This window comes from Pseudomonas sp. TE3728, from assembly GCF_056279145.1.
Genome location: NZ_JBWBQT010000001.1, coordinates 2,826,890 through 2,851,703 on the forward strand (window position 1 = coordinate 2,826,890; position 24,814 = coordinate 2,851,703).

A 24,814-nucleotide genomic window follows, 5' to 3' on the forward strand; every position below is an offset into this window, starting at 1 on the left:
TTTAGTCAGGCTCAGCCGCGAGCGATTACCGCTGCATCGGCTTCGACCTTTTCGGCCGCTTTCTGACGGATCAAGCGTTCAAGCTCATCCACCAGATTGTCATTAGTCAGTTTCTGCGCCGGCTTGCCGTCGATGTAAATCAGGTTTGGCGTGCCGCCGGTCAAGCCGATATGGGCTTCCTTGGCTTCGCCCGGCCCGTTGACCACGCAACCGATCACCGCGACATCCAGCGGCACCAGCAGGTCTTCGAGGCGCCCTTCCAGCTCGTTCATGGTTTTGACCACATCGAAGTTCTGCCGCGAGCAGCTCGGGCAGGCGATGAAGTTGATGCCACGGGAACGCAGGTGCAGGGATTTGAGAATGTCGTAGCCGACTTTCACTTCCTCGACCGGGTCGGCCGCCAGCGAGATGCGAATAGTATCGCCAATCCCTTCGGCGAGCAGCATACCGAGGCCCACGGCGGATTTCACTGTGCCTGAGCGCAAACCACCGGCTTCAGTGATGCCCAAGTGCAGCGGCTGAACGATTTCCTTGGCCAGCAAGCGGTAGGCGGCGACGGCCATGAACACGTCGGAGGCTTTCACGCTGACCTTGAAGTCCTGGAAATTCAGGCGCTCGAGGTGTTCGACGTGACGCAAGGCGGACTCGACCAGCGCAGCGGGCGTCGGCTCGCCATATTTCTTTTGCAGGTCTTTTTCCAGGGAACCGGCGTTGACGCCGATGCGGATCGGAATCCCGCGATCACGGGCGGCATCGACCACCGCACGCACGCGGTCTTCACGACCGATGTTGCCCGGGTTGATGCGCAAGCAATCCACGCCCAGTTCGGCGACGCGCAAAGCGATCTTGTAGTCGAAATGGATGTCGGCCACCAACGGCACTTTGACCAATTGCTTGATCTTGCCGAAGGCTTCTGCGGCGTCCATGTCCGGCACGGAAACCCGCACGATATCGACGCCAGCGGCTTCCAGACGATTGATCTGGGCCACGGTAGCGGCCACGTCATTGGTGTCGCTGTTGGTCATGCTCTGCACAGCGATAGGCGCATCGCCGCCTACGGGCACATTACCCACCCAGATCTTGCGGGATTCGCGACGTTTGATTGGAGATTCGCCGTGCATGACTTATTGACCCAACTTCAGGCGAGCAGTCTCGCCACTGGTGAACGGAGCGACATCAACCACCTGCCCGTTGTAGCTGACCTGCGCGCCACGGGCGAAGCCCAGACGCACGGAAAAGGGCGGCTTGCCGCTAACGGATACATTTTCGCCTTTACGCTTCAGACCACTCAACAGCACCTTGCCGGTGCCATCGGTCACTTGCGTCCAGCAATCGGCGGTGAATTGCAGTTGAACCTGGCCTTGGCCGGCCACCGGAGCTGCCGGAGCTGGAGCCGGGGCGGTCGGAGCAATTGGAGCAGAGATAACCGGTGCCGGTACAGCGGGAACTGCCGGGGCAGGTGTCGCTGGCGTCGCCGGTGTTGCGACAACCGGAGCAGTGCTGTGGGCCGCAGCCGCAGGCGTTAATGCTGAAACGACTGGCGCTGGAACCGGTGCACTCGTTTCGGCATTGACTGGTTCCTCGGTCGAAGTCTCGGCCTGAGGCAACGCAAGCGGCGTTTCACCTTCAGCCTGACCTTGCGCAACGGCCTGGTCTTCCGGCTCGTCCAGTGGATGGATCTGGGTGGTGCCGTCAGCGCCTTCGACTTCAACGTGTTCCGGCGCCAGGCCAATCAGGTCTTTGGTACGCAGTGAAGTTTGATCCTGCCACCAGATAAAACCACCGCCAATCACCGCAAGCAGCAACAGCAGGCTGACAATTCGCAAAATGGTGTGGGAAACCCGAACCGGCTCTTCGATACGCCCCAGGCTGTGGACGTTGCTGCCATGGGAGTCGGTGCCGGTGGATTGGTCGAACTGCTGGACCAGAACGGTTTGGTCCATGCCGAGCAATTTGGCATACGCGCGAATATAGCCACGAGCAAAGGTGTGACCAGGCAGCTTGTCGAAAGCGCCGGCTTCCAGATTGCTCAGGGAATTGACGGTGAGGTTGAGCTTGAGGGCCACTTCGGCCAGCGACCAGCCATTGCTTTCGCGGGCCTGGCGCAAAGTCTCACCGGGGTTAACGCGATTCGCTGCTACAACTTCGGGATGCGCCGCTTTCATCATTGCTCCGACAGGTATTGCTGATATTCCGGCGTACCGGGATAGAGTCGTTTTAATTGCAGGCCGAAACTGGCGGCCTTGTCGCGATCTTCGAACACTTTTGCCAGCCGAACGCCGAGCAATAGACTACGTGCATTTTGCTCGGTAAGCAGGCTAAAACGGTCGTAATAGTCACGCGCGGGCACATAATGCCTGTCTTCGTAAGACAACTCAGCCATTTCCAGCAATGCACGTGGCTGTTGGCGATTCAGACGCAGGGCTTTTTCCAGTTGCTGGCGGGCCAGATCACGCTGGCCTAGCTTTGAAGCGGTCATGCCCAGGTTTTCGAAAACCCGTGAACGCTCAGGATACAAAGTATCGGCGGCGGCCTGTTCGAAGCGTTCATACGCTTCTTTGTAACGTTTCTCTTCGAAAAGAAAACTGCCGTAGTTATTCAGGATTCGCGCATCGGCGGGACGAGAAGACAGCGCCTTGCGAAAATGCTGATCGGCCAGTTCCGGCTCCATCTCAGCCTGGAACACCAGCCCCAGGGCTGCGTTGGCGTCAGGATCCGAGCTATCCAGGTCCAAGGCCTTCTTCAACGGGACTTTGGCGCGCTCGGTCATGCCCTGTTGCAAATAACCCAAGCCCAGCTGCACGTAGGCAGCACGCGCTTCATCACGGCCCTTGCTGGTCTTCATCGGGTTGAAATCGCCCGACAGGACACAACCAGCACAGAGGCTGGCCAACAGCACAAGCAGCGCGAAGCGCAGGGACATAGAGATCCTCTCTTAATTATTGTTCGCGGCGTTCGTTGCGATATCGTTTTCGGCGCTCAACTCGCGCACGGCGATATAACGTTCGCTGCGACGGGTGCGATCCAGCACCTGCCCTACCAATTGGCCACACGCGGCATCGATGTCTTCACCGCGGGTGGTGCGTACGGTGACGTTGAAGCCTGCATGGTGAAGCTGATCCTGGAAACGACGAATCGCATTGTTGCTCGGACGCTCGTAACCGGAATGCGGGAACGGGTTGAACGGAATCAGGTTGATCTTGCACGGGATGTTCTTGAGCAGCTCAATCATCTCAACGGCGTGTTCAACCTTGTCGTTGATGTCCTTGAGCAAGGTGTACTCGATGGTCAGCACGCGCTTTTCGCCCAGGGACGACATGTAGCGCTGGCACGACTCGAGCAGCATCTTAAGCGGATATTTCTTGTTGATCGGCACCAATTGGTTACGCAATGCGTCATTCGGTGCGTGCAGCGACAACGCCAGGGACACGTCGATGTGCTTGGACAGCTCATCGATCATCGGCACCACACCCGAAGTCGACAGGGTCACGCGGCGCTTGGATATCCCGTAGCCCAGGTCATCCATCATCAGATGCATGGCGGCCACGACGTTGTCGAAGTTCAGCAGCGGCTCACCCATGCCCATCATCACCACGTTGGTGATGGCACGGTCGGCGGTCGCCGGGATGCTGCCGAACGATTTATTGGCAATCCACACCTGACCGATCACTTCGGCGGCGGTGAGGTTGCTGTTGAAACCTTGCTTGCCGGTGGAGCAGAAACTGCAATCCAGGGCACAGCCTGCCTGGGACGAAACGCACAGAGTGCCGCGTTTGCCCTGGGGAATGTACACGGTCTCGACGCAGCTACCGGACGCCACGCGTACTACCCATTTACGGGTGCCATCGGTGGAGATGTCCTCGCTGACCACTTCGGGGCCGCGGACTTCAGCAATGGCCTTGAGCTTGTCGCGCAAGGCCTTGCTGACGTTCGTCATGGCGTCGAAATCATCAACGCCAAGGTGGTGAATCCATTTCATTACCTGACCGGCACGGAAACGCTTCTCCCCGATTGAGTCGAAGAATTTTTCCATTTCCTGTTGAGTCAGACCCAGCAGGTTGGTTTTTACAGTCGATGTAGTCATGGATTCACCTTCACTCTTAAGCCAATGCTTAGCGAGTGGTTACTTCAGTAGCTGCGAAGAAGTACGAGATTTCGCGAGCAGCAGCGGCTTCGGAGTCCGAACCGTGTACAGCGTTGGCGTCGATGGAATCAGCGAAGTCAGCGCGGATGGTGCCGGCAGCAGCTTCTTTAGGGTTGGTAGCGCCCATCAGCTCACGGTTCAGAGCGATAGCGTTTTCGCCTTCCAGAACCTGAACGACAACCGGACCGGAGATCATGAAAGCAACCAGGTCGTTGAAGAAACCACGAGCGCTGTGCTCAGCGTAGAAGCCTTCAGCTTCAGCTTTGGACAGTTGCTTCAGTTTCGAAGCTACAACGCGCAGGCCAGCTTTTTCGAAACGAGTGGTGATCTCGCCGATAACGTTTTTTGCAACAGCGTCAGGCTTGATGATGGAGAAAGTACGTTGAACAGCCATGGTGTAACTCCAGAAACGGTAATTTGCGAAAAATTAAACCCGCGAATTATACGCGGGTTCTTTGGTATTGCCTAACGGCGTACGGTGCAGAATCAGTCTGCTTCTTCGATCCAGGCGGCCTGAATGGCTTCAAGCACCTTCTCGCCACCGCGGGTCGGATCATCACTGAACTCCGGCAATGCCAGCACCCATTGGTGCAGATCAACGAAGTTCACGAAACGCGGGTCCACTTCTGGCCTGGATTCAGCCAGCTGGATCGCGATTTCAAGCACATCAACCCATTTCAGACTCATGTCGGCTCCTTGAATCAGTGCGGCGCTTCGGCTGCATGGTTGAGCGAATATTTCGGAATTTCGATGGTCAGGTCTTCTGTCCCGACGATCGCCTGACAGGCTAGACGAGATTGCGCTTCCAGACCCCATGCCCGATCAAGAAAGTCTTCTTCCAGCTCATCGGCCTCTTCCAACGAATCGAAACCTTCGCGAACGATGCAGTGACAAGTGGTGCAGGCGCAGACGCCGCCGCAAGCGCTTTCCATCTCGATATGGTGTTCATGGGCCAGTTCGAGAATGGAAATACCAGGCTCAGCCTCTACAACCATGCCTTCCGGGCAGAACTTCTCGTGTGGCAGAAAAATGACCTGCGGCATCAGTTATCCTCGATTTCATTCAGGTTGCGCCCCGCCAGAGCGGCTTTCACCGTCGAGTCCAGGCGGCGGGCAGCAAAGGCATCGGTCACTTGCGACAGACGCTTGGTCTGCTGCTCGATGGCGTAACCATCGGTGCCTTTCATCAATTCGGTCAGTTCCTGCATCTGCAATTCGATGACCATGCGCTCTTCGGCGTCGAGCAGGCGTTCGCCGTCAACTTCCAGAGCGCCCTGCACCGCCTCGATCAGGCGCTGGGCATCGACCTGCTGCTCACGCAATACCCGAGCGACCTTGTCGTCATTGGCGTGCTGGAACGAATCCTTGAGCATCTTGGCGATTTCGCCGTCGGTCAGGCCGTAGGACGGTTTGACCTGGATGCTGGCTTCGACACCCGAACCCAGTTCACGGGCCGAAACACTGAGCAGACCGTCGGCATCGACCTGGAAAGTCACGCGAATCTTCGCCGCACCCGCCACCATCGCCGGAATCCCGCGCAATTCGAAACGCGCCAGGGAGCGGCAGTCGCTGATCAACTCACGCTCGCCCTGCAAGACGTGAATCGCCATGGCCGACTGGCCATCTTTATAGGTGGTGAAGTCCTGCGCCCGGGCGACGGGGATGGTGGTGTTGCGCGGAATCACCTTCTCCATCAGACCGCCCATGGTTTCCAGCCCCAGGGACAACGGAATCACGTCGAGCAACAGCAGTTCGCCGCCGTCACGCTTGTTGCCGGCCAGGGTATCGGCCTGGATCGCGGCGCCGATGGCCACGACCTGATCCGGATCGATTTCGGTCAACGGCTCGCGACCGAAGGCCTGCGCAACAGCTTCGCGGACGCGAGGCACACGCGTCGAGCCGCCGACCATGACCACAGCGTGTACGTCTTCCAGCTCGATACCGGAATCACGCACCGCGCGACGGCAGGCTTTCAGGCTGCGAGCGACCATCGGCTCGATCAGCGCATTGAAGGCGTCACGGGCCAGCTCGGCCTTCCAGTCGCCATAAGCGACTTCGACGGACGAGCAATTGGTCAGGGCTTCTTTGGCCGCACAAGCGGTTTGCAGCAAATTGCGTTGCACGCCCGGATCGAGGTCGGCCGACAGACCGGCGCCCTGAATGATCCAGCCGGCGATTGCATGGTCGAAGTCATCGCCACCCAGGGCGCTGTCGCCACCGGTAGCCAGCACTTCGAACACACCGCCGGTCAGGCGCAGAATCGAAATATCGAAAGTACCGCCGCCCAGGTCGTAAATGGCGACCAGGCCTTCTGCCTGCTGATCCAGCCCATAAGCCACGGCAGCGGCGGTTGGCTCATTGAGCAAACGCAGCACGTTCAGGCCGGCCAGTTTGGCCGCATCCTTGGTGGCTTGACGCTGAGCATCATCGAAATAGGCCGGAACGGTGATCACCGCGCCAACCAACTCGCCACCCAAGGTCGCTTCAGCACGCTGACGCAGTACCTTGAGGATATCGGCGGAAACTTCGACTGGGCTTTTCGGGCCTTGCACCGTGTCGATGAACGGCATGTGCGACTCGCCATCGACAAAACGGTACGGCAGTTGATCGCCCAATTGCTTGACGTCGGACAGACCACGACCCATCAAGCGCTTGACCGACATCACCGTGTTCAAAGGATCGGACGCCGCAGCCAGTTTGGCCGACTCGCCGACTTCGACGCGATCGGCGTGATAGCGCACGGCAGACGGCAGGATGACCTGCCCTTGCGCGTCGGCCAGAGGCTCGGAAAGACCACTGCGCAACGCAGCGACCAGCGAATTGGTAGTGCCCAAGTCGATCCCCACAGCCAGACGACGCTGGTGCGGTTGAGGACTTTGGCCGGGTTCGGCGATCTGCAGTAGGGCCATCGTGATCAGGACTTATCTGTATATCAGGCGTGCGACCGGAGCGGCACTGGGTTAATCGTCGAGGCGCTCTTCTAACTGGCGCACTTCGTAGGTGAGCTTGTCGAGAAACTGCATGCGCCGCATCAGGCGTTCGGCCCGTTCACGTTGCGCTGCATCATCCCAACAGGCTGCGAAGCTTTCGTTCAGTTCATCCTGCGCGATCTTCAAGCGGCGCTTGAACACGGCAATGCCGGCCAGGTCGGCGCTGTCTTGCAGGTCTTCGAGTTCTTCACGCAATTCCATCTGCTGCAGAAGAAATTCCGGATCATGCACCGTGACCTCCAGCGGCAACTCGCCACCACTCAACGCAAGCAAGTATCGCGCGCGCTTGGGGGGGCTTTTGAGCGTCTGGTAGGCCTCGTTGAGGCTCGCGGATTGCTCGAGCGCCAGCCGCTGCTCACGCTCGGAAGCGTCGGCAAAGCGGTCCGGATGAACACCGCGCGCCAACTCACGGTAGCGCGTGGCCAACTGATCGAGATCCAGACGGAAGCTCGGTTTCAGCTCAAATAAAGCGAAATGACAAGGAGTACCCACGCGCAGCCTCAGATGTTGAAGCTTTCGCCGCAGCCACATTCACCGCGCACGTTGGGGTTGTTGAACTTGAAGCCTTCGTTCAACCCTTCCTTGACGAAATCGAGTTCGGTGCCGTCCAGGTAGGCCAGGCTTTTCGGGTCGATGATCACTTTCTCGCCGTGACTTTCGAACACCTGATCCTCTGCCACCACCTCGTCGACAAACTCCAGCACGTAGGCAAGGCCGGAACAGCCTGTGGTGCGAACACCCAGACGAATCCCTTCACCTTTGCCGCGCCCGTTGAGGGAGCGTCGCACGTGTTGAGCAGCCGCTTCTGTCATGCTGATAGCCATCGGTGACTCCTTACTCGTCGCCAAATCTTGAAAGTCAGATCAAGCCTTTCTTCTGCTTGTAGTCGCGAACGGCCGCTTTGATAGCGTCTTCAGCAAGTACGGAGCAGTGAATTTTTACTGGCGGCAGAGCCAGTTCTTCGGCCAGCTGAGTGTTCTTGATGGTCTCTGCTTCATCCAGAGTCTTGCCTTTCATCCACTCGGTCGCCAGGGAGCTGGAGGCGATCGCCGAACCGCAACCGTAAGTCTTGAACTTGGCGTCTTCGATGATGCCTTGTTCGTTGACCTTGATCTGCAGGCGCATCACGTCGCCGCACGCCGGAGCGCCGACCATGCCGGTGCCGACATCAGGATCTTCCGCGTCCATCTTGCCGACGTTGCGCGGGTTCTCGTAGTGGTCGATGACCTTTTCGCTGTAAGCCATGATTCTTAATCCTCACTCATCAGGAGTCGCTCTTGAAGCCCGGCCAATCGTGGATTGACGGGGCCCGGTTGCGGCGACTTGAATATCAGTGCGCCGCCCACTCGATTTTCGAAATGTCGACGCCATCTTTGTACATGTCCCACAGCGGCGAGAGAGTGCGCAGCTTGGTAACGGCCTCGCAGACTTTCTGCGCGGCGTAGTCGATTTCTTCTTCGGTGGTGAAACGGCCGAAGGTGAAGCGAATCGAGCTGTGTGCCAGTTCGTCGTTGCGGCCCAGGGCGCGCAGTACGTACGAAGGCTCAAGCGACGCCGAGGTGCAGGCCGAACCGGACGAAACCGCCAGATCCTTGAGCGCCATGATCAGCGATTCGCCTTCAACGTAGTTGAAGCTCAGGTTCAGGTTGTGCGGTACGCGGGCGGTCATGCTGCCGTTGACGTACAGCTCTTCCAGGCCTTCGACCTGCTTGAAGAAGCGGTCGCTCAGGGCTTTGATGCGTACGTTCTCGGCAGCCATGTCTTCCTTGGCCACACGGAAAGCTTCGCCCATGCCGACGATCTGGTGGGTCGCCAGGGTGCCGGAACGCATGCCGCGCTCGTGACCGCCGCCGTGCATGGTCGCTTCGATGCGAACACGCGGCTTGCGGCTGACGTACAGCGCGCCGATGCCTTTAGGGCCGTAGGTTTTGTGGGCAGAGAACGACATCATGTCGACTTTCAGTTTCGACAGGTCGATCTCGACCTTGCCGGTGGACTGAGCGGCGTCGACGTGGAACAGGATCCCCTTGGAGCGGCACAGTTCGCCGATGGCGGCAATGTCGTTGATGGTGCCGATTTCGTTGTTCACGTGCATGATCGACACCAGGATAGTGTCGTCGCGCAGGGCAGCTTCGACCATCTCTGGAGTGACCAGACCATCTTCGCGAGGATCGAGGTAGGTCACTTCGAAACCTTCACGCTCCAGTTGGCGCATGGTGTCGAGGACAGCCTTGTGCTCAATCTTGGTGGTGATCAGGTGCTTGCCTTTGGTGGCGTAGAAATGCGCCGCACCCTTGATTGCCAGGTTGTCGGACTCGGTGGCACCGGAGGTCCAGACGATTTCACGCGGGTCGGCGTTAACCAGGTCAGCGACCTGACGGCGAGCGTTCTCGACGGACTCTTCAGCTTTCCAGCCGAACACGTGGGAACGGGACGCCGGGTTACCGAAGTTTCCGTCGACCAGCAGGCATTCACTCATCTTTTGCGCGACACGTGGATCAACCGGGGTCGTCGCAGAGTAATCAAGGTAAATCGGCAATTTCATGGACTATCTCCTAAATCAGGCTGGCTGGCGTGCCGCTAGCTCTTTGGCTGTCATTCGACGGCGGACGCTTCAATCTTGTCCAGGCGTGGCGCCTTGCTGTTGCAACGACGCTGGTCCTGACGCTGGGCTACTTCTTGCACCTCACGGCGAGTTACAAGGTCAGCCAAGCTGATACCGCTCAGAAATTCGTGAATCTGCAGGCTCAGATCGCACCACAAGTGGTGGGTCAGACAGGTGTCGCCGGAATGGCAATCGCCCTGGCCCTGGCATTTGGTTGCATCGACCGATTCGTTGACCGCATCGATTACCTGGGCGACCTGAATGCCCTGCATGTCGCGGGACAGCTGGTAACCACCGCCTGGACCGCGAACACTGGACACCAGATTGCTGCGGCGCAATTTGGCAAAAAGCTGCTCGAGGTAGGACAGGGAGATGCCTTGGCGCTCGGAGATATCGGCCAGGGACACCGGCCCGTGCTGCGCGTGCAACGCCAGGTCAAGCATGGCGGTCACGGCGTATCGGCCTTTTGTAGTCAGTCGCATGGACAATTACCACGGAATTCGGAATGGGGCGAGTATGCAATTCCCGAGTATTTAAGTCAACTATAAGACCTAGTGCTTTACTCAGGTTTACCCGCAAAAGAGCGCGCGCATCATAACAGGGTCTATAGCGCAATGGCACACCGGTGAGCGCGCTGCCATTGTCTGAATACGACCTGTAGGAGCTGCCGCAGGCTGCGATTTTTTGATTTTGCCTTTCTAAAGCAAAGATCAAAAGATCGCAGCCTGCGGCAGCTCCTACGCCTGACTCTGATCCTTGTCTTTTACGCAGGCGAAGTCTTCTTCGCGCAGCTCAGGCAGATCTTTCGCACAGTAATTGCTACCCAGGTCCTTCAGCGCCCCGCACATCCCTTCAAGTCGCCCATCTACAGCCTGCAGATGATCGAGCAACTGGTTAATGGCTCGAGCCACAGGATCCGGCATGTCTTCACCAACACCATAAGCATCGAAACCGATCTTCTCGGCCATGGCCTTGCGCTTGGCGTCCTGTTCTTCATCGGACTTGACGATGATCCGCCCCGGAATCCCCACCACTGTCGCCCCGGGCGGAACCGCCTTGGTGACCACGGCATTGGAACCCACCTTGGCCCCGGCACCCACCGTAAACGGGCCGAGCACCTTGGCGCCCGCCCCGACCACTACGCCGTCTTCCAGGGTCGGGTGACGCTTGCCTTTGTTCCAGCTGGTGCCGCCAAGGGTCACACCTTGATACAGGGTGACATCGTTGCCGATCTCGGCAGTCTCACCGATAACGATGCCCATGCCGTGGTCAATAAAGAAACGACGACCGACCTTGGCACCCGGATGAATCTCGATTCCGGTCAACCAGCGACCGAAGTTCGACACCAGACGCGCCAGCCATTTCCAGCCCATGCCCCACAACGCTGACGACAGGCGATGGATCCAGATGGCGTGCATGCCCGGGTAGCACGTCAGAACCTCAAAAGTATTACGCGCCGCCGGGTCACGATGGAAAACACTTTGGATATCTTCACGCAAACGCTCGAACATCATTAATCCTTCCGCTTTAGAAGCTCGCCACGGGCCGCTTTCTGGGTTTCCGTGAGGATGCCACGCAATATATTCATTTCCGCCCGGCTGACCGAGCTGCGTCCGTACAACCGGCGCAGACGCGCCATCAAGTGCCGTGGTTTTTCCGGGTCGAGGAATTCGATGGCCACCAGCGTTTGCTCCAGGTGCTCATAGAATCGCTCCAGCTCATCCATGGTCGCCAGTTCACCACTTTTGGTGGACGCCACTTCTTCCTTCTCGACCTTGCTCGGCTGACCTGCAGCCGCCAACCAGGACATACGCACTTCATAGCTCAACACCTGCACCGCCGCCCCAAGGTTCAGCGAACTGAACTCAGGGTCTGATGGGATGTGCACGTGATAATGACATCGCTGCAGCTCTTCGTTGGTCAGGCCGGAATCTTCACGACCGAACACCAACGCGATCTCGGCACCCCGCTCGGCTTCCTCCACCACCTTCACGCCGCATTCGCGGGGATCGAGCAACGGCCAGGGAATGCGACGATCACGAGCACTGGTACCGAGCACCAGATTGCAGCCGACCAAAGCATCTTCCAGGGAGGCGACGACTTGAGCATTTTCAAGAATGTCACCGGCGCCGGACGCACGCGCATCGGCCTCGTGATGCGGGAACAACCGCGGTTCGACCAGCACCAGCCGCGACAGGCCCATGTTCTTCATGGCACGCGCAGCCCCACCAATATTGCCGGGGTGACTGGTATTGACCAGGACGACACGAATGTTTTGCAGCAAGGGAGACGCTCTCGAACACTTTAATAGGGAGCAGAATCTTACAGCTCAACCCACCGTTAAGCTATGAAAGCGAACACCGACCTTCACCTGTAGAAACTTTCTGATAGAATGCCCGGCTTTCTTTAACAACCTTAGGTGACACATCCATGCAGCCCATGCTGAATATCGCGCTGCGCGCCGCCCGCAGCGCCAGTGAATTGATTTTCCGCTCCATCGAGCGCCTGGATACCATCAAGGTCGACGAAAAAGACGCCAAGGATTATGTATCCGAGGTGGATCGCGCCGCCGAACAGAAAATCATCGATGCGCTGCGCAAGGCTTACCCTAATCACTCGATCATGGGTGAAGAAACCGGCATGCACGCCGGTAACGGCATCGAAGGCGAAGAGTACCTGTGGATCATCGATCCGTTGGACGGCACCACCAACTTCCTGCGTGGCATTCCGCACTTCGCTGTCAGCATTGCCTGCAAATACCGTGGCCGCCTGGAGCATGCTGTTGTTCTGGACCCGGTTCGCCAGGAAGAATTCACCGCCAGCCGTGGTCGCGGCGCCCAGCTGAACGGTCGTCGCCTGCGCGTCAGCGGCCGCACCAGCCTGGACGGCGCCCTGCTGGGTACCGGCTTCCCATTCCGCGATGAGCAGATGGACAACCTCGACAACTACCTGGGCATGTTCCGCGCCCTGGTAGGCCAGACCGCCGGCATCCGCCGTGCTGGCGCAGCGAGCCTGGACCTGGCCTACGTGGCTGCCGGCCGTTTCGATGCATTCTGGGAATCAGGCCTGTCCGAATGGGACATGGCTGCAGGCGCCCTGCTGATCCAGGAAGCCGGCGGCTTGGTGAGCGACTTCACCGGCGGTCACGACTTCCTTGAAAAAGGCCACATCGTCGCCGGCAACACCAAGTGCTTCAAGGCAGTATTGACGGCGATCCAGCCACACCTGCCAGCTTCGCTGAAGCGCTAAACGCCCAAGCTCAAAAGCCGCAGCACTTCAAGCAAACGCCCCGACTTGTTCGACTTGTTCGGGGCGTTTTCTTTTGTGCGGAAAAAGTCTTCCCCTTAACGCCGCTCCCACAGGTTCCGCCATTAGCCAACCTTTATATGCAGCCATAACGAAAAATGCCCCGTATCTTTCGATACGAGGCATTTTCTTGAAGAGCCAGCCTGAACAGGCCGACTCTTCTGCATCGGAAGCTGGACTTAAGCCAGTTTTTCCTTGATGCGAGCTGCTTTACCGGACAGGTCACGCAGGTAGTACAGCTTGGCTTTACGTACGTCACCGCGACGTTTAACGGCCATGCTGTCGATTTGCGGGCTGTAGGTCTGGAAAGTACGCTCTACGCCAACACCGTTGGAGATTTTACGAACGGTGAAAGCACTGTTTACGCCGCGGTTACGCTTGGCGATAACTACGCCTTCGAACGCTTGCAGACGCGAACGATCGCCTTCCTTCACTTTCACCTGAACGACAATGGTGTCGCCCGGGGCAAAGGTAGGGATCTCTTTGGTCATCTGCTCTGCTTCGAGTGCAAGGATGATTTTGTTAGTCATGCTGTGCTCCTAAGGTAAATCGTCGGATCTACCATCGATACGTTGTTAACTATCGTCCCGCTCGCGGATGTATTCCTCGAGCAGCTTCTTCTCTTCTCCAGAAAGCGAGCGGCTTTCCAGAAGATCGGCGCGTCGTTCAAAAGTCCTACCAAGGGACTGCTGTAAACGCCAACGCCGGATATGCGCGTGATTGCCACTTAGCAATACGTCGGGAACACGCTGATCCGCATACACCTCCGGTCGGGTGTAGTGCGGGCAATCCAGCAAACCATCCGTAAAGGAATCTTCCTCGGCGGAGTCCGCATGCCCTAAAGCTCCAGGCAGCAGTCGTGTAACCGCATCGATCAGGACCATCGCCGGCAGCTCGCCGCCAGACAGTACATAGTCGCCAATCGACCACTCTTCATCGACATGAGCATCTATAAAACGCTCGTCAATGCCTTCATAGCGGCCGGCAATCAGGATCAATGCATCCAGATTCGCCAACTCACGTACCGCCGACTGAGTCAGTTGACGGCCTTGGGGGGACAGGTAAATTACCTTCGCCGCCTCCCCGGCTGCTGCCTTGGCCTGAACCAGAGCATCTTCCAGGGGCTTGATCTTCATCACCATGCCCGGACCACCGCCAAATGGGCGATCATCCACCGTGTGATGTCGATCCGTCGTGTAGTCTCGCGGATTCCAACAGGTGAGCTGCAACAACCCCTGTTTCACCGCCCGACTGGTGATGCCGTACTCGCTGATGGCGGAGAACATCTCGGGAAACAAACTGATCACTTCTACGCGCAGGTTAGCCACGTTTAGAAGTCCGCATCCCATTCCACCTTCATCTCGCCTGCGGCAAGGTCGACAGCCAACACGCATTGCTCCGTATAGGGCAACAGGCGTTCGCGATCATCCAGGCTGCCAGCGCAAGGCTTGACCACCATTACATCATTGGCGCCGGTTTCCAGAAGATGATCGATTTTCCCGAGCAATTGCCCGAGTTGATCAATAACCTTCAGACCTTCCAGCTGGTACCAGTAGTACTCGCCGTCGGTCAATTCAGGGAACAGGTTGCGCGGCACACAGATCTCATAACCAGCCAGAAGACGCGCTTCTTCACGATCATCAAGACCCTTGAGCTTTGCGACCAGGAACTTGTCGTTCCCACGTCCACTGACCAGCTCGACCTGCTTCACATTGCCTTCGCGCTTGAGCGTCCAGGTTTTGTACTGCAACAGGTTTTCAGTCGGATCAGTAAAGGAATACACCTTCACTTCGCCGCGAACGCCATGAACAGAATAAATTTTGCCAATAACGATCAAATCATCGGCAACAGCTGGCGTCGCGCTCATATTGCTCAGGCCGCAGCCTTAGCAGATTCCTTCAACAACTGAGCAACGCGCTCAGAAGGTTGTGCACCAACGCTCAGCCAGTAGGCTACGCGCTCTTGGTTCACGGACAGACGAACTTCTTGACCACGAGCAACAGGGTTGAAGAAACCAACCTGTTCCTTGTGCGAACCGTCGCGTGGATTGCGGCTGTCGGTTACGGTCAAGTGGTAAAACGGGCGCTTTTTGGAGCCGCCAAGGGCAAGACGGATTGTTAGCATGTGAACATCGTTCCTGTAGTCGGTGCTGCAAATCTAAAGGCACAGCGGGCATAGGTGCCCGAAAGGCCGCATATTCTAAGGAATATCCGGACTTTTGCAAATGTCTTTTTCCGGCGGCCTTTCGGTCGCCATCCAGATTTGCTATAGAGCCGTCGTTGAAAACGGCCAGTCAGCTCCCGCCAAGTGCGGGTTTGCTGGAGATCCCACTTCCATGTGGGCAGCGCCGACATAACTGCCGGCGCGAATCTTTTACATTTTCGGCATGCCGCCGCCGGGCAACATACCGCCCATGCCGCGCATCATTTTGGCCATTCCGCCTTTCGCGGAGAATTTCTTCATCATCTTCTGCATCTGCTTGTGCTGCTTGATCAAGCGACCAATGTCCTGCACCTGAGTGCCGGAACCCATGGCGATCCGGCGCTTGCGCGAACCGCTGATCAGCTCAGGGTCGCGGCGCTCGGCCGGGGTCATGGAGTTGATGATGGCTTCCATTTGCTTGAACTGTTTCTCTGCCGCGCCCTGGGCGTTGCCCATTTGCGCCAGATTCACACCACCGATGTTCGGCAGTTTGTCCATGAGGCCGCCGAGGCCGCCCATGTTTTTCATCTGTTGCAGCTGATCGCGGAAGTCCTCGAGATCGAAGCCCTTGCCCTTCTTCAGCTTCTTGGCCAGTTTATCGGCCTTGTCTTTGTCGAGGGTCTGTTCGGCCTGCTCGATCAGGCTGAGCACGTCGCCCATGCCGAGGATGCGCGACGCAATACGCTCAGGGTGGAACGGCTCGAGCGCTTCGCTCTTCTCGCCCATACCGATGAACTTGATCGGCTTGCCGGTAATGGCACGTACCGACAGCGCGGCACCGCCACGGGCATCGCCGTCGACCTTGGTCAGGATCACACCGGTCAGCGGCAGCGCATCGCCGAAGGCCTTGGCCGTGTTGGCGGCGTCCTGGCCGGTCATGGCATCGACCACGAACAGGGTTTCGACCGGGTTGATCGCGGCGTGCAGCGCCTTGATCTCGCCCATCATCTCTTCGTCGATGTGCAAACGACCGGCGGTATCGACGATAACCACGTCAATGAATTTCAGTTTTGCTTCTTTAATAGCGGCTTGCGCGATGTCGACCGGCTTCTGGCTCAGGTCGGACGGGAAGAAGGTGACGCCAATTTCACCCGCGAGCATTTCAAGCTGCTTGATTGCCGCCGGACGGTAAACGTCCGCGGACACGACCATGACCGACTTCTTCTTGCGCTCTTTAAGGAAGCGCGCCAGCTTGCCGGCGGTGGTGGTCTTACCCGCACCTTGCAAACCGGCCATCAACACGACGGCAGGAGGAACGGCGCTCAGGTTCAAGTCTTCGTTGGCCGCGCCCATCAGGCTTTCGAGTTCGGCCTGGACGATCTTCACGAAGGCCTGGCCCGGCGTCAGGCTGCGCGACACCTCGGTGCCGACAGCGCGCTCCTTGACCGAGTTGACGAAGTCTTTGACCACTGGCAAGGCGACGTCGGCTTCGAGCAGCGCCATGCGCACTTCGCGCAGGGTGTCTTTGATGTTGTCTTCGGTCAGCTTGGCCTTGCCGGTGACATGGCGCAGCGTCTGCGAGAGACGGTCGGTTAAGTTTTCAAACATTGCGCGATCCTTTCAGGCCCTGTGTAGACCGGGATAATGGCGGCCCAGACCGGAATAAACATGTGCTCGGCGAGCCTGCGGCGTGGGCAGGTCGCGGATTATAGCGAAGACTGCGTCTGGCGGACACCTCGCCGTCAGGTTGCATGGTCTTTCGTGCTATGGGGGTTCTATGCCAAACTCAGCGCCTTTCGGGCTTGCCTAACAGGATTTATGCTCCCCTTGTCACCCAGTTTGCTTACCACCCTCGCCGCCGCCTGCTTATATGCCGCTGCGACTCTCTATCAAGGCACTCGTCTGGCCACCGGCGCCAAGGCGAACAAGCGCCTGCTGGTCACGTTCGGTGTGCTGGCCGTGCTGGCTCACAGCGTCAGCCTGATCACCTATCTGCTGACACCGATCGGCCTGGCCCTGGACTTTTTCAGCGCCGCCAGCCTGATTGCCGCAGCGGTCATCGCCCTGACCCTGCTGGCCTGCTCGCGGATTCCGGTGGAAAACCTGCTGCTATTGCTGTTCCCGCTGGGCGCCGCCACCGTGGTGCTGGCACAGTTCGCCCCCGCCGGTACGGTGCAGATCATTGACGAAGCACCAGGCATCCTCGCCCACATCCTCTTGTCGATTCTCGCTTACGGCATGTTCACCATTGCCGTGTTCCAGTCTTTGCTGCTGCTGGTTCAGGACCATCAGCTCAAACACAAGCATCCATCCGGGCTGATCAAGAACTTCCCGCCGCTGCAAACCATGGAAAGCCTGCTGTTTGGTTTCCTTTGGGCCGGCTGGAGCCTGCTTTCGTTGTCGCTGATCTCCGGCTGGCTGTTCGTCGAGAACCTGTTCGCCCAGCACCTGGTGCATAAAACCTTGCTGGCGTGCCTGGCCTGGATCGTGTTCAGCGTGTTGCTTTGGGGGCGTAACCGCCTCGGCTGGCGCGGACACAAAGCCATCCGCTGGACCCTTGCCGGTTTTTGCCTGCTGATGCTGGCGTACTTCGGCAGCAAGCTGGTCCGCGAATACATTCTGCATATCTGACGGGCGGCATTAATGGACGACTTGCCCATAGGGCCGATGCTCGCGGTGCTGGCCCTGCTGATTTTATGGTCGGGGCTGTTTACCGCCATCGAAATTGCACAACAGCAGCTGCTGGCCCAGCGCACGGCCTCGCGTTCGGGCGACAAACCCGTTGCGAAGCTGAGTTTCCCGCTCAACAGCCTGATCCTCTGCAATACCCTGTGCCGCGCGCTGGTAGTGGTCATCAGCACTTTGCTGGCGATTTTCACCTGGGCGCAAAACGGTGTATGGATTGCCTGCCTCGGTGCCAGCGCGGTGCTGCTGGTGTTCGCCGACTACCTGCCGCGCACCCTTGCCGTGCGCTATCCAGATGCTGTCCTGAGCCTGGGCAATACACTGCTCGGCATACCCTTAAAGATCGTCTACCCGGCTGCCTGGCTGCTCAATGCCATCAGCCAACTGCTGATGCGACCATTCGCCCGCAAAATCAATGTGGTGCAACAAAGTGAAGACGAGGCGCCAGCAGATCGGCATGACGATCACGAGCACGCAGCCAGTCGCCCGCATTCGCTGTCAGGTATCCATGCGCTGGATAACATCACGGTCAACGATATTCTGGTACCGCGCAGTGACGTCGACGGAATCAATCTGGACGATTCCCTCGAAGAAATCATCGAGCAACTGCGCCATAACAGACGCACCCGCCTGCCGGTATTCCACAGCGACATCAACCAGGTCGAAGCCGTGCTCAACACCCGGCAAATCCGTCATTTACTGCCGGATTCAAGCCTGACCCGGGAAGCGCTGCTGGCCGCCAGTCACGAACCGTACTTCGTACCGGAAAGCACCCCGCTGCAGCTGCAATTGCTGAACTTCCACAAGCAGCAGCGGCGTTTGGGCATGGTGGTCGACGAGTACGGCGAAGTGCTGGGCATCGTGACCCTGGAAGACATTCTCGAAGAGATCGTCGGTGAATTCGAAAGCCAGCACAGCCTGGATAATCCGCACATCCATCCGCAGGCCGATGGGCGTTTGGTCATCGAGGGTGCGGCGTCGATTCGCGAATTGAACAAGAGCCTTGGCTGGCATCTGCCCAGCGATGGTCCGAAAACCCTCAACGGGTTAGTGACCGAGGCACTGGAAACAATCCCCGACAGCGCGGTTTGCCTGAAGATCGGGCGTTATCGGCTGGAGATTCTGGAGACGGAAGACAATCGCGTCACGCGGGTGTTGATCTGGCATACCAGCTCAGTACCTGCCCTCGTCCGTTAGCTCAGCAAAAGATCGCGGCCTCGCTTCGCTCGACAGCTCCTACAGTTTGGAATGCGTTCCTTTGTAGGAGCTGTCGAGCGAAGCGAGCTGCGATCTTTTTCAATATCCATGCCCTTGTTAGATCGTTAGCCGCCTTCCTATAATCAAGTCGCTTACCCAAGCCCCGCCGAACCACGTGCTTACCCCGCGCGCAGCAGGTTCCGGCCAGATCATCGACAATATCCGCACCACTGCGACGACTGTTCCTACCTTGAACAGCGACCGTATCTCAACCCACATCCCTGGGTATTCGACCATAATAATTCGCTCCACTGGGGCCCATGACTGTCAGGGATTACCGCATGACGACCAGCACAACGTTCAGCGCCACCGCGCCTGTCCAACCAACCAACTCAGCCACCCGAGTAGCCACCGCGAGTTTCATCGGCACGGCCATCGAGTTCTACGACTTCTACGTCTATGCCACTGCGGCAGCGCTGGTGATCGGTCCGGTGTTCTTTCCGCAAACCTCCGGCACCGCCCAGATGCTGTCGGCGTTCCTCACCTTCGGTATCGCCTTCCTTGCGCGGCCACTGGGTTCGGCGCTGTTCGGTCACTTCGGTGACCGCATCGGGCGTAAATCGACACTGGTCGCCTCCCTGCTGCTGATGGGCGTGTGTACCACGCTGATTGGCGTGCTACCGGGTTACGACAGCATTGGCGCCTGGGCGCCGATCCTGCTTTGCGTGCTGCGCTTCGGCCAAGGCCTGGGGCTGGGCGGTGAATGGGGCGGCGCCGCATTGCTGGCCACGGAGAACGCGCCCAAAGGCAAGCGCGCGTGGTACGGCATGTTTCCGCAACTCGGCCCATCGATCGGGTTTCTGGCGGCCAACGGCCTGTTCCTGACCCTGGCCATGAGCCTGAACGACGAGCAGTTCCGTTCGTGGGGCTGGCGGATTCCGTTCCTGCTCAGTGCCGCGCTGGTGATGGTGGGCCTGTATGTACGCCTCAAGCTCCACGAAACCCCGGTATTCGCCAATGCCATGGCTCGTCAGGAACGGGTGAAGATCCCTTTGGTCGAGCTGTTCAGCCAATACTGGGCGCCGATGCTGCTGGGGGCCGGCTCGATGGTGGTGTGCTACGCGCTGTTCTATATCTCGACAGTGTTTTCGCTGAGCTATGGTGTTTCGACGCTCGGCTACACCCGCGAAACCTTCCTCGGTCTGCTGTGTTTCGCGGTGCTGTTCATGGCGGCCGCGACACCGCTGTCGGCCTGGGCCAGTGATCGTTTCGGGCGCAAACCGGTGCTGATCATCGGCGGTGTGCTGGCGACCCTGTCCGGATTCCTGATGGAACCGCTGCTGACCCAAGGCTCGACCTGGGGCGTGGCGCTGTTCCTGTGCATCGAACTGTTTCTGATGGGCGTGACGTTTGCGCCGATGGGGGCACTGCTGCCGGAGCTGTTTCCGACCCACGTGCGCTATACCGGCGCGTCGGCGGCCTACAATCTGGGCGGCATTGTCGGGGCCTCGGCGGCACCGTTCTTTGCGCAGAAACTGGTGGCGATGGGCGGTTTGAGTTATGTCGGCGGGTATGTATCGGGGGCGGCGGTGCTCAGCTTGATCGCGGTGCTGTGCCTGAAGGAGACGCGGCATAACGATTTGAATCGGGTTGCCTGACAGGCCGCCATCGCGAGCAGGCTCGCTCCCACAGGGGACCACGTTCTGTCAGAAAGAATGCGGTTGAATGTGGGAGCGAGCCTGCTCGCGATAGGCGCGCCTCGGTTTACAGCTCTACAACAACAGCCTGAGAAGCGCGGGTCGCTTTCGCACGAGCCGCTTCAATCGACTCATCACGCGCCAACGCCACCCCCATCCGACGCTGGCCATTGACCTCAGGCTTGCCGAACAGACGCAATGCGGTATCCGGCTCACTCAGCGCAGCGCCCAAATTGGCGAATGCGGTCTGAGTCGACTGCCCTTCCACCAGAATCACCGCCGAAGCCGAAGGCCCGAACTGACGAATCAAGGGAATCGGCAGGCCCAGGATCGCCCGTGCGTGCAGCGCGAACTGCGACAGGTCCTGGGAAATCAGGGTCACCAGACCGGTGTCATGCGGGCGCGGCGAGACTTCGCTAAACCAGACCTGATCACCTTTGATGAACAACTCGACGCCAAACAGACCACGGCCACCCAAGGCTTCGGTCACCGCTTTGGCAACGCGCTCGGATTCAGCCAGAGCAACCGGGCTCATGGCTTGTGGCTGCCAGGATTCCTGATAGTCGCCCTTCTCCTGACGGTGGCCAACCGGCGCACAGAACGTAGTGCCGCCAACGTGACGCACGGTCAGCAGGGTGATTTCGTAGTCGAAATCGATGAAGCCTTCGATGATCACGCGACCTTTACCAGCGCGGCCACCTTCTTGAGCGTAATCCCAGGCTTTCTGCACGTCATCGACGCTGCGCAGCAGGCTCTGGCCTTTGCCCGAGGAACTCATGACCGGTTTGACCACGCAGGGGAAACCCAGATCGTCGACAGCCTTGCTGTAGTCCTCGAAGGTGTCGGCGAAGTAGTACGGCGACGTCGGCAGGCCCAGCTCTTCGGCGGCCAGGCGACGGATACCTTCGCGGTTCATGGTCAGCTGCGCGGCGCGAGCGGTCGGGATCACGGTGAAGCCTTCGGACTCCAGCTCTACCAGGGTCGCGGTGGCGATGGCTTCGATTTCCGGCACGATGAAGTCCGGCTTCTCGGCTTCGATCACTGCACGCAGGGCTGCGCCGTCGAGCATGTTGATCACATGGCTGCGATGGGCGACTTGCATGGCCGGCGCATTGGCGTAGCGATCCACGGCAATCACTTCAACGCCCAGGCGTTGCAGCTCGATCACCACTTCCTTGCCCAACTCACCACAGCCACACAGCAATACGCGGGTCGCGGTTGGCGACAATGGAGTTCCGATACGGGTCATCTCAGGTCCTCAAGAAGCGGATCATCGAGGGATGCGGTGCCTGGCACGCTTCCCATGGGGAGAAAGCGCGGCATTTTACATGAACCTGAGGGTTTGGCTTCAGCCGACGACGGCCTGATTACGCAAGCGCCAGGCCATGATCAGCCACACGACTGTCACACCTGCGAACTTCGAACCCATGGCGGTGAGGATCACGGCCGGAGTGAACGCATCGATCATGCCGAAGAAGATGAAGGTGTCCAGCGGGATGCTCAGCGCCGAACTTATCCACAGGCGATCATGCAATGGACGCTTGGTGATGCTGAACACCAGCCAGTCGATGCACTCCGAGACGGCGAACGCCGTGGCGCTGGCCAAGGCGATGGACGGGTCGGAAGTGACATAGGACAGCACCAGCGCCACCAACATCGCCGCAATCGCGCCATGGCCAAAGCGGGTTTGCACCATGTCGCGCAACACGAATACCAGCCCACCCCAGGCCGACCAGATGATGTCCAGGTGCGGGGCGCTGGAAAAAGCGTAATTGATCAGCACGACGCTGCTGATGTAGGCGATCAGGAAGAGCATGGGGCGGGAGTACCTGTCGATTTTGGTGCACAGGGTAACGTAGGAGCTGACGAGTGCAACGAGGCTGCGATCTTTTGACGTTGTTTTTTAGAGGCAAGATCAAAAGATCGCAGCCTCGTTGCACTCGGCAGCTCCTACAGGTCTGGTGTTTTGCCCAACATCCAGATCAACCCACTCGACTTCGCCCGTTCATGACACAACCCCAGCACCTTGCGTCGCTCTGCGTTGTCCATCCGGCTCCAGCGGGTGATTTCTTCCACCGTGCGCTGACACCCGGTGCAAATGTCATCCTCATCCAGCGCACAAATGTTCACGCACGGCGATGGAACAGGTCGTTCAGTGGTGCTCATTCTTCCTGCTCGACCAGATCGCGGGCGTAACGCTGCGAGTTATGCACATAGTGGGCAGCGCTGGCTTCGAGCATCTTCTTTTGCGGCTCGGTCAACTCGCGCACGACCTTGCCCGGTGAGCCCATGACCAGCGATCCGTCCGGAATTTCCTTGCCCTCACCGATCAGCGAGTTGGCGCCGATGATGCAGTTCTTGCCGATTTTCGCGCCATTGAGGATCACCGCGTTGATGCCGATCAGGCTGTAATCGCCCACCGTGCAGCCGTGGAGCATCGCGTTGTGGCCGATGGTCACGCCGGTGCCAATGGTCAGCGGGTAGCCCATGTCGGTGTGCATTACGGTGCCGTCCTGCACATTGCTGTTCTTGCCGATCAGGATCAGTTCGTTGTCGCCACGCAACACGGCGTTGAACCAGACGTTGGCGCCCTCTTCCAGTTTGACCTTGCCCACCAGCACGGCATTGGGTGCGACCCAACTCTGCGGATGGGTGTCGACGCGGGCGTCGCCCAGGCGGTATTTCATCTTATTGTCCTCAAAGGCTCAGGCAGCCGCAGACTCATGCCATGCGAACGATGGCTTCAGGTGTTGATAAAACTCTTGGGTGGTTGATGCAGGCTGATTTTCGCGTCATAGAGCAGGTTGATCAACTCGACGATCATGATCGCCGTCAGCCCCCAGATCTTGTACTCGCCATAACGGTAGCTCGGCACGTACCAACTGTGGCCCTGATAATCGATGCGGTGAGTGTGCTCTCGTGGGTCTTTGCGGAAGAACTCCAGCGGTACGCTGAACACTGCGGCGATCTCGGCATCATTGGCCTGGTATTCGACGAAATCCGGAATCACGCCAACATAGGGCGTGACCTTGATGCCATGCAGGGAGATCAGTGGGCTCAGCGGGCCGATCACTTCGACCAGCCCCGGCGGCAGGCCGATTTCTTCTTCGGCTTCGCGCAGGGCGGTAAAAATCAGGTCAGGGTCTTCGGGGTCGCGTCGACCGCCGGGAAAGGCAACTTCGCCGCCATGGGTCGAAAGCCCGCTGGCGCGAAGGGTTAGCACCAGTTCCGGTTCGTCACTGCGCGTGATGGGCACCAATACCGCGGCTTCGGGGAAACGTCGGTCGGTTTCCAGCGTACGCGGCGTGTGATTGCTTACCCGGTGCAGTAGCTCGTCCAGCATGAGTCTTCTCGATCTGTGCCTTACCCTGCATCATGCACCAATCGCATCGGCTGCCCAAGCCCCGAACAGCCTCATGTCGCGAAACGACAACTTGCCGACCGACACCGCTGCACGCCAAGATAGGCGCAGCATTCAGGAACCCAAGCATGAAATTTTGCAGCCAGTGCGGCAACCCGGTAACCCAGCGCATTCCCGAAGGCGATTCGCGCCTGCGTTTTGTCTGCGACAGCTGTCATACCATCCATTACCAAAACCCCAATATCGTCGCCGGTTGCGTGCCGGTCTGGGGTTCGAAGGTGTTGCTGTGCCGTCGCGCCATCGAGCCACGGCTCGGTTACTGGACCCTGCCCGCCGGGTTCATGGAAAACGGTGAGACCATCGAGCAGGCCGCCATTCGCGAGACCGCCGAAGAAGCTTGTGCCCGCGTGCGTAACCTGAGTATCTATACGCTGATCGATGTGCCACACATCAGCCAGGTGCATGTGTTCTTTCGCGCCGAGCTGGTGGACCTGGATTTTTCCGCGGGGCCTGAGAGCCTGGAAGTGCAACTGTTCGAAGAAGCCGACATCCCTTGGGGCGAACTGGCTTTCCGCACGGTGGGCCGTACCTTAGAATGCTTCTTCGCTGACCGGCGGACCGAGATCTACCCCGTGCGGTCCGAATCGATCCCACCGCTCGTCCAGCCTGCCATCATTTAACGCGCCTA

30 protein-coding genes are annotated in these 24,814 nt (G+C 58.7%); 5 read left to right on the forward strand and 25 right to left on the reverse strand.

Translation table 11 applies throughout. The features are described 5' to 3' along the window. Positions 1-11: 11 nt before the first annotated feature. The 15 genes from ispG to trmJ all read right to left on the reverse strand — a co-directional run bounded on the left by ispG (position 12) and on the right by trmJ (position 12,022). Positions 12-1,121 carry a flavodoxin-dependent (E)-4-hydroxy-3-methylbut-2-enyl-diphosphate synthase gene (gene ispG / locus ACZ89R_RS12015; protein ID WP_008070966.1) on the reverse strand — a complete coding sequence of 370 codons (1,110 nt, stop codon included), beginning with the start codon at positions 1,119-1,121 and terminating at the stop codon, positions 12-14. Positions 1,122-1,124: 3 nt separating this feature from the next. Further along, positions 1,125-2,165, reverse strand: coding sequence for a RodZ domain-containing protein (locus ACZ89R_RS12020; RefSeq protein WP_429544187.1), 1,041 nt, complete (start codon positions 2,163-2,165; stop codon positions 1,125-1,127). Further along, a complete protein-coding gene (gene pilW / locus ACZ89R_RS12025) occupies positions 2,165-2,923 on the reverse strand; it encodes a type IV pilus biogenesis/stability protein PilW (protein ID WP_007903601.1) in 759 nt (252 codons plus the stop codon). Before pilW ends, ACZ89R_RS12020 begins: the two co-directional genes overlap by 1 nt. Positions 2,924-2,935: 12 nt before the next feature. Further along, positions 2,936-4,084 (reverse strand): dual-specificity RNA methyltransferase RlmN, encoded by a 1,149-nt coding sequence (rlmN, locus tag ACZ89R_RS12030; RefSeq protein ID WP_007903600.1) that lies wholly within the window; start codon positions 4,082-4,084, stop codon positions 2,936-2,938. 28 nt (positions 4,085-4,112) lie between these two features. Then, positions 4,113-4,538 carry a nucleoside-diphosphate kinase gene (ndk, locus tag ACZ89R_RS12035; RefSeq protein WP_007903599.1) on the reverse strand — a complete coding sequence of 142 codons (426 nt, stop codon included), beginning with the start codon at positions 4,536-4,538 and terminating at the stop codon, positions 4,113-4,115. A gap of 92 nt (positions 4,539-4,630) precedes the next feature. After that, positions 4,631-4,831, reverse strand: coding sequence for a Fe-S cluster assembly protein IscX (iscX, locus tag ACZ89R_RS12040; RefSeq protein ID WP_123494403.1), 201 nt, complete (start codon positions 4,829-4,831; stop codon positions 4,631-4,633). Positions 4,832-4,845: 14 nt separating this feature from the next. After that, positions 4,846-5,187, reverse strand: coding sequence for an ISC system 2Fe-2S type ferredoxin (gene fdx, locus ACZ89R_RS12045; protein WP_007903596.1), 342 nt, complete (start codon positions 5,185-5,187; stop codon positions 4,846-4,848). Then, positions 5,187-7,052 carry a Fe-S protein assembly chaperone HscA gene (gene hscA / locus ACZ89R_RS12050; protein ID WP_429545675.1) on the reverse strand — a complete coding sequence of 622 codons (1,866 nt, stop codon included), beginning with the start codon at positions 7,050-7,052 and terminating at the stop codon, positions 5,187-5,189. Before hscA ends, fdx begins: the two co-directional genes overlap by 1 nt. A gap of 51 nt (positions 7,053-7,103) precedes the next feature. Beyond that, on the reverse strand, positions 7,104-7,625 hold the full coding sequence (gene hscB, locus ACZ89R_RS12055) for a co-chaperone HscB (RefSeq protein ID WP_095632456.1): 522 nt from the start codon (positions 7,623-7,625) through the stop codon (positions 7,104-7,106). Between the two features lie 8 nt (positions 7,626-7,633). Continuing rightward, a complete protein-coding gene (gene iscA / locus ACZ89R_RS12060) occupies positions 7,634-7,957 on the reverse strand; it encodes an iron-sulfur cluster assembly protein IscA (protein WP_007903589.1) in 324 nt (107 codons plus the stop codon). Between the two features lie 34 nt (positions 7,958-7,991). Continuing rightward, positions 7,992-8,378: a Fe-S cluster assembly scaffold IscU gene (gene iscU / locus ACZ89R_RS12065; RefSeq protein ID WP_003443374.1), complete on the reverse strand. Its 387-nt coding sequence runs from the start codon at positions 8,376-8,378 to the stop codon at positions 7,992-7,994. Between the two features lie 85 nt (positions 8,379-8,463). After that, entirely contained in the window at positions 8,464-9,678 is a 1,215-nt protein-coding gene (locus ACZ89R_RS12070) for an IscS subfamily cysteine desulfurase (RefSeq protein WP_192345539.1), read from the reverse strand. A 50-nt stretch (positions 9,679-9,728) separates the two neighbouring features. Continuing rightward, the gene (gene iscR / locus ACZ89R_RS12075) at positions 9,729-10,220 is read right to left on the reverse strand and encodes a Fe-S cluster assembly transcriptional regulator IscR (RefSeq protein WP_003227911.1); all 492 of its coding nucleotides are present in this window, start codon (positions 10,218-10,220) and stop codon (positions 9,729-9,731) included. A 255-nt stretch (positions 10,221-10,475) separates the two neighbouring features. Continuing rightward, positions 10,476-11,249 (reverse strand): serine O-acetyltransferase, encoded by a 774-nt coding sequence (gene cysE / locus ACZ89R_RS12080; protein WP_429545674.1) that lies wholly within the window; start codon positions 11,247-11,249, stop codon positions 10,476-10,478. Between the two features lie 2 nt (positions 11,250-11,251). Beyond that, positions 11,252-12,022: a tRNA (cytosine(32)/uridine(32)-2'-O)-methyltransferase TrmJ gene (trmJ, locus tag ACZ89R_RS12085; RefSeq protein WP_429545673.1), complete on the reverse strand. Its 771-nt coding sequence runs from the start codon at positions 12,020-12,022 to the stop codon at positions 11,252-11,254. Between the two features lie 146 nt (positions 12,023-12,168). Between trmJ and suhB the strand changes: the two genes are divergently transcribed. Continuing rightward, positions 12,169-12,987: a type III secretion system regulator SuhB gene (suhB, locus tag ACZ89R_RS12090; RefSeq protein ID WP_052967503.1), complete on the forward strand. Its 819-nt coding sequence runs from the start codon at positions 12,169-12,171 to the stop codon at positions 12,985-12,987. A gap of 236 nt (positions 12,988-13,223) precedes the next feature. Here the strand turns inward: suhB and rplS are convergent, their stop codons facing one another. From rplS to ffh, 5 genes are all read right to left on the reverse strand, one after another. After that, complete coding sequence (gene rplS / locus ACZ89R_RS12095) at positions 13,224-13,574, reverse strand: 50S ribosomal protein L19 (RefSeq protein ID WP_003175895.1); 351 nt, start codon at positions 13,572-13,574, stop codon at positions 13,224-13,226. Between the two features lie 45 nt (positions 13,575-13,619). Beyond that, complete coding sequence (gene trmD / locus ACZ89R_RS12100) at positions 13,620-14,393, reverse strand: tRNA (guanosine(37)-N1)-methyltransferase TrmD (protein ID WP_173667518.1); 774 nt, start codon at positions 14,391-14,393, stop codon at positions 13,620-13,622. After that, entirely contained in the window at positions 14,375-14,911 is a 537-nt protein-coding gene (rimM, locus tag ACZ89R_RS12105) for a ribosome maturation factor RimM (protein ID WP_007897576.1), read from the reverse strand. The genes trmD and rimM overlap by 19 nt, the downstream gene beginning before the upstream one ends. Positions 14,912-14,916: 5 nt before the next feature. Continuing rightward, positions 14,917-15,168 carry a 30S ribosomal protein S16 gene (gene rpsP, locus ACZ89R_RS12110; protein ID WP_003198088.1) on the reverse strand — a complete coding sequence of 84 codons (252 nt, stop codon included), beginning with the start codon at positions 15,166-15,168 and terminating at the stop codon, positions 14,917-14,919. Positions 15,169-15,417: 249 nt separating this feature from the next. Continuing rightward, positions 15,418-16,794: a signal recognition particle protein gene (gene ffh / locus ACZ89R_RS12115; RefSeq protein WP_123494408.1), complete on the reverse strand. Its 1,377-nt coding sequence runs from the start codon at positions 16,792-16,794 to the stop codon at positions 15,418-15,420. A 210-nt stretch (positions 16,795-17,004) separates the two neighbouring features. Between ffh and ACZ89R_RS12120 the strand changes: the two genes are divergently transcribed. The 3 genes from ACZ89R_RS12120 to ACZ89R_RS12130 all read left to right on the forward strand — a co-directional run bounded on the left by ACZ89R_RS12120 (position 17,005) and on the right by ACZ89R_RS12130 (position 20,726). After that, entirely contained in the window at positions 17,005-17,817 is an 813-nt protein-coding gene (locus ACZ89R_RS12120; protein ID WP_123494409.1) for a cytochrome C assembly family protein, read from the forward strand. Between the two features lie 12 nt (positions 17,818-17,829). Further along, positions 17,830-19,068 carry an HlyC/CorC family transporter gene (locus ACZ89R_RS12125; protein ID WP_218398949.1) on the forward strand — a complete coding sequence of 413 codons (1,239 nt, stop codon included), beginning with the start codon at positions 17,830-17,832 and terminating at the stop codon, positions 19,066-19,068. A gap of 341 nt (positions 19,069-19,409) precedes the next feature. Next, positions 19,410-20,726, forward strand: a complete 1,317-nt coding sequence (locus ACZ89R_RS12130) for an MFS transporter (protein WP_429545672.1) — start codon at positions 19,410-19,412, stop codon at positions 20,724-20,726. Positions 20,727-20,832: 106 nt separating this feature from the next. Here ACZ89R_RS12130 and purT read toward each other — a convergent pair whose 3' ends face one another. From purT to ACZ89R_RS12155, 5 genes are all read right to left on the reverse strand, one after another. Then, the gene (purT, locus tag ACZ89R_RS12135) at positions 20,833-22,014 is read right to left on the reverse strand and encodes a formate-dependent phosphoribosylglycinamide formyltransferase (protein WP_123358219.1); all 1,182 of its coding nucleotides are present in this window, start codon (positions 22,012-22,014) and stop codon (positions 20,833-20,835) included. Positions 22,015-22,113: 99 nt separating this feature from the next. Further along, positions 22,114-22,581 carry a preQ0 transporter gene (locus ACZ89R_RS12140; protein WP_429545671.1) on the reverse strand — a complete coding sequence of 156 codons (468 nt, stop codon included), beginning with the start codon at positions 22,579-22,581 and terminating at the stop codon, positions 22,114-22,116. 134 nt (positions 22,582-22,715) lie between these two features. Next, positions 22,716-22,931 carry a DUF1289 domain-containing protein gene (locus tag ACZ89R_RS12145; protein ID WP_008071012.1) on the reverse strand — a complete coding sequence of 72 codons (216 nt, stop codon included), beginning with the start codon at positions 22,929-22,931 and terminating at the stop codon, positions 22,716-22,718. Next, positions 22,928-23,452 (reverse strand): gamma carbonic anhydrase family protein, encoded by a 525-nt coding sequence (locus tag ACZ89R_RS12150; protein WP_003221962.1) that lies wholly within the window; start codon positions 23,450-23,452, stop codon positions 22,928-22,930. Before ACZ89R_RS12150 ends, ACZ89R_RS12145 begins: the two co-directional genes overlap by 4 nt. A 56-nt stretch (positions 23,453-23,508) precedes the next feature. Then, the gene (locus ACZ89R_RS12155; protein ID WP_007897550.1) at positions 23,509-24,108 is read right to left on the reverse strand and encodes a CoA pyrophosphatase; all 600 of its coding nucleotides are present in this window, start codon (positions 24,106-24,108) and stop codon (positions 23,509-23,511) included. A gap of 146 nt (positions 24,109-24,254) precedes the next feature. Here ACZ89R_RS12155 and ACZ89R_RS12160 point away from each other — a divergent pair, with 146 nt between their 5' ends. Beyond that, a complete protein-coding gene (locus tag ACZ89R_RS12160; protein WP_123494416.1) occupies positions 24,255-24,806 on the forward strand; it encodes an NUDIX hydrolase in 552 nt (183 codons plus the stop codon). The last annotated feature ends 8 nt before the right edge of the window (positions 24,807-24,814 follow it).

Coding starts and splice junctions, on each gene's coding strand:
- ispG (WP_008070966.1), bottom strand. CDS start 1,121: ATGCACGGCGAATCTCCAATCAAACGTCGCGAATCCCGCAAGATCTGG.
- ACZ89R_RS12020 (WP_429544187.1), bottom strand. CDS start 2,165: ATGAAAGCGGCGCATCCCGAAGTTGTAGCAGCGAATCGCGTTAACCCC.
- pilW (WP_007903601.1), bottom strand. CDS start 2,923: ATGTCCCTGCGCTTCGCGCTGCTTGTGCTGTTGGCCAGCCTCTGTGCT.
- rlmN (WP_007903600.1), bottom strand. CDS start 4,084: ATGACTACATCGACTGTAAAAACCAACCTGCTGGGTCTGACTCAACAG.
- ndk (WP_007903599.1), bottom strand. CDS start 4,538: ATGGCTGTTCAACGTACTTTCTCCATCATCAAGCCTGACGCTGTTGCA.
- iscX (WP_123494403.1), bottom strand. CDS start 4,831: ATGAGTCTGAAATGGGTTGATGTGCTTGAAATCGCGATCCAGCTGGCT.
- fdx (WP_007903596.1), bottom strand. CDS start 5,187: ATGCCGCAGGTCATTTTTCTGCCACACGAGAAGTTCTGCCCGGAAGGC.
- hscA (WP_429545675.1), bottom strand. CDS start 7,052: ATGGCCCTACTGCAGATCGCCGAACCCGGCCAAAGTCCTCAACCGCAC.
- iscA (WP_007903589.1), bottom strand. CDS start 7,957: ATGGCTATCAGCATGACAGAAGCGGCTGCTCAACACGTGCGACGCTCC.
- iscU (WP_003443374.1), bottom strand. CDS start 8,378: ATGGCTTACAGCGAAAAGGTCATCGACCACTACGAGAACCCGCGCAAC.
- ACZ89R_RS12070 (WP_192345539.1), bottom strand. CDS start 9,678: ATGAAATTGCCGATTTACCTTGATTACTCTGCGACGACCCCGGTTGAT.
- iscR (WP_003227911.1), bottom strand. CDS start 10,220: ATGCGACTGACTACAAAAGGCCGATACGCCGTGACCGCCATGCTTGAC.
- cysE (WP_429545674.1), bottom strand. CDS start 11,249: ATGTTCGAGCGTTTGCGTGAAGATATCCAAAGTGTTTTCCATCGTGAC.
- suhB (WP_052967503.1), top strand. CDS start 12,169: ATGCAGCCCATGCTGAATATCGCGCTGCGCGCCGCCCGCAGCGCCAGT.
- rplS (WP_003175895.1), bottom strand. CDS start 13,574: ATGACTAACAAAATCATCCTTGCACTCGAAGCAGAGCAGATGACCAAA.
- trmD (WP_173667518.1), bottom strand. CDS start 14,393: ATGGGATGCGGACTTCTAAACGTGGCTAACCTGCGCGTAGAAGTGATC.
- rimM (WP_007897576.1), bottom strand. CDS start 14,911: ATGAGCGCGACGCCAGCTGTTGCCGATGATTTGATCGTTATTGGCAAA.
- rpsP (WP_003198088.1), bottom strand. CDS start 15,168: ATGCTAACAATCCGTCTTGCCCTTGGCGGCTCCAAAAAGCGCCCGTTT.
- ffh (WP_123494408.1), bottom strand. CDS start 16,794: ATGTTTGAAAACTTAACCGACCGTCTCTCGCAGACGCTGCGCCATGTC.
- ACZ89R_RS12120 (WP_123494409.1), top strand. CDS start 17,005: ATGCTCCCCTTGTCACCCAGTTTGCTTACCACCCTCGCCGCCGCCTGC.
- ACZ89R_RS12125 (WP_218398949.1), top strand. CDS start 17,830: ATGGACGACTTGCCCATAGGGCCGATGCTCGCGGTGCTGGCCCTGCTG.
- ACZ89R_RS12130 (WP_429545672.1), top strand. CDS start 19,410: ATGACGACCAGCACAACGTTCAGCGCCACCGCGCCTGTCCAACCAACC.
- purT (WP_123358219.1), bottom strand. CDS start 22,014: ATGACCCGTATCGGAACTCCATTGTCGCCAACCGCGACCCGCGTATTG.
- ACZ89R_RS12140 (WP_429545671.1), bottom strand. CDS start 22,581: ATGCTCTTCCTGATCGCCTACATCAGCAGCGTCGTGCTGATCAATTAC.
- ACZ89R_RS12145 (WP_008071012.1), bottom strand. CDS start 22,931: ATGAGCACCACTGAACGACCTGTTCCATCGCCGTGCGTGAACATTTGT.
- ACZ89R_RS12150 (WP_003221962.1), bottom strand. CDS start 23,452: ATGAAATACCGCCTGGGCGACGCCCGCGTCGACACCCATCCGCAGAGT.
- ACZ89R_RS12155 (WP_007897550.1), bottom strand. CDS start 24,108: ATGCTGGACGAGCTACTGCACCGGGTAAGCAATCACACGCCGCGTACG.
- ACZ89R_RS12160 (WP_123494416.1), top strand. CDS start 24,255: ATGAAATTTTGCAGCCAGTGCGGCAACCCGGTAACCCAGCGCATTCCC.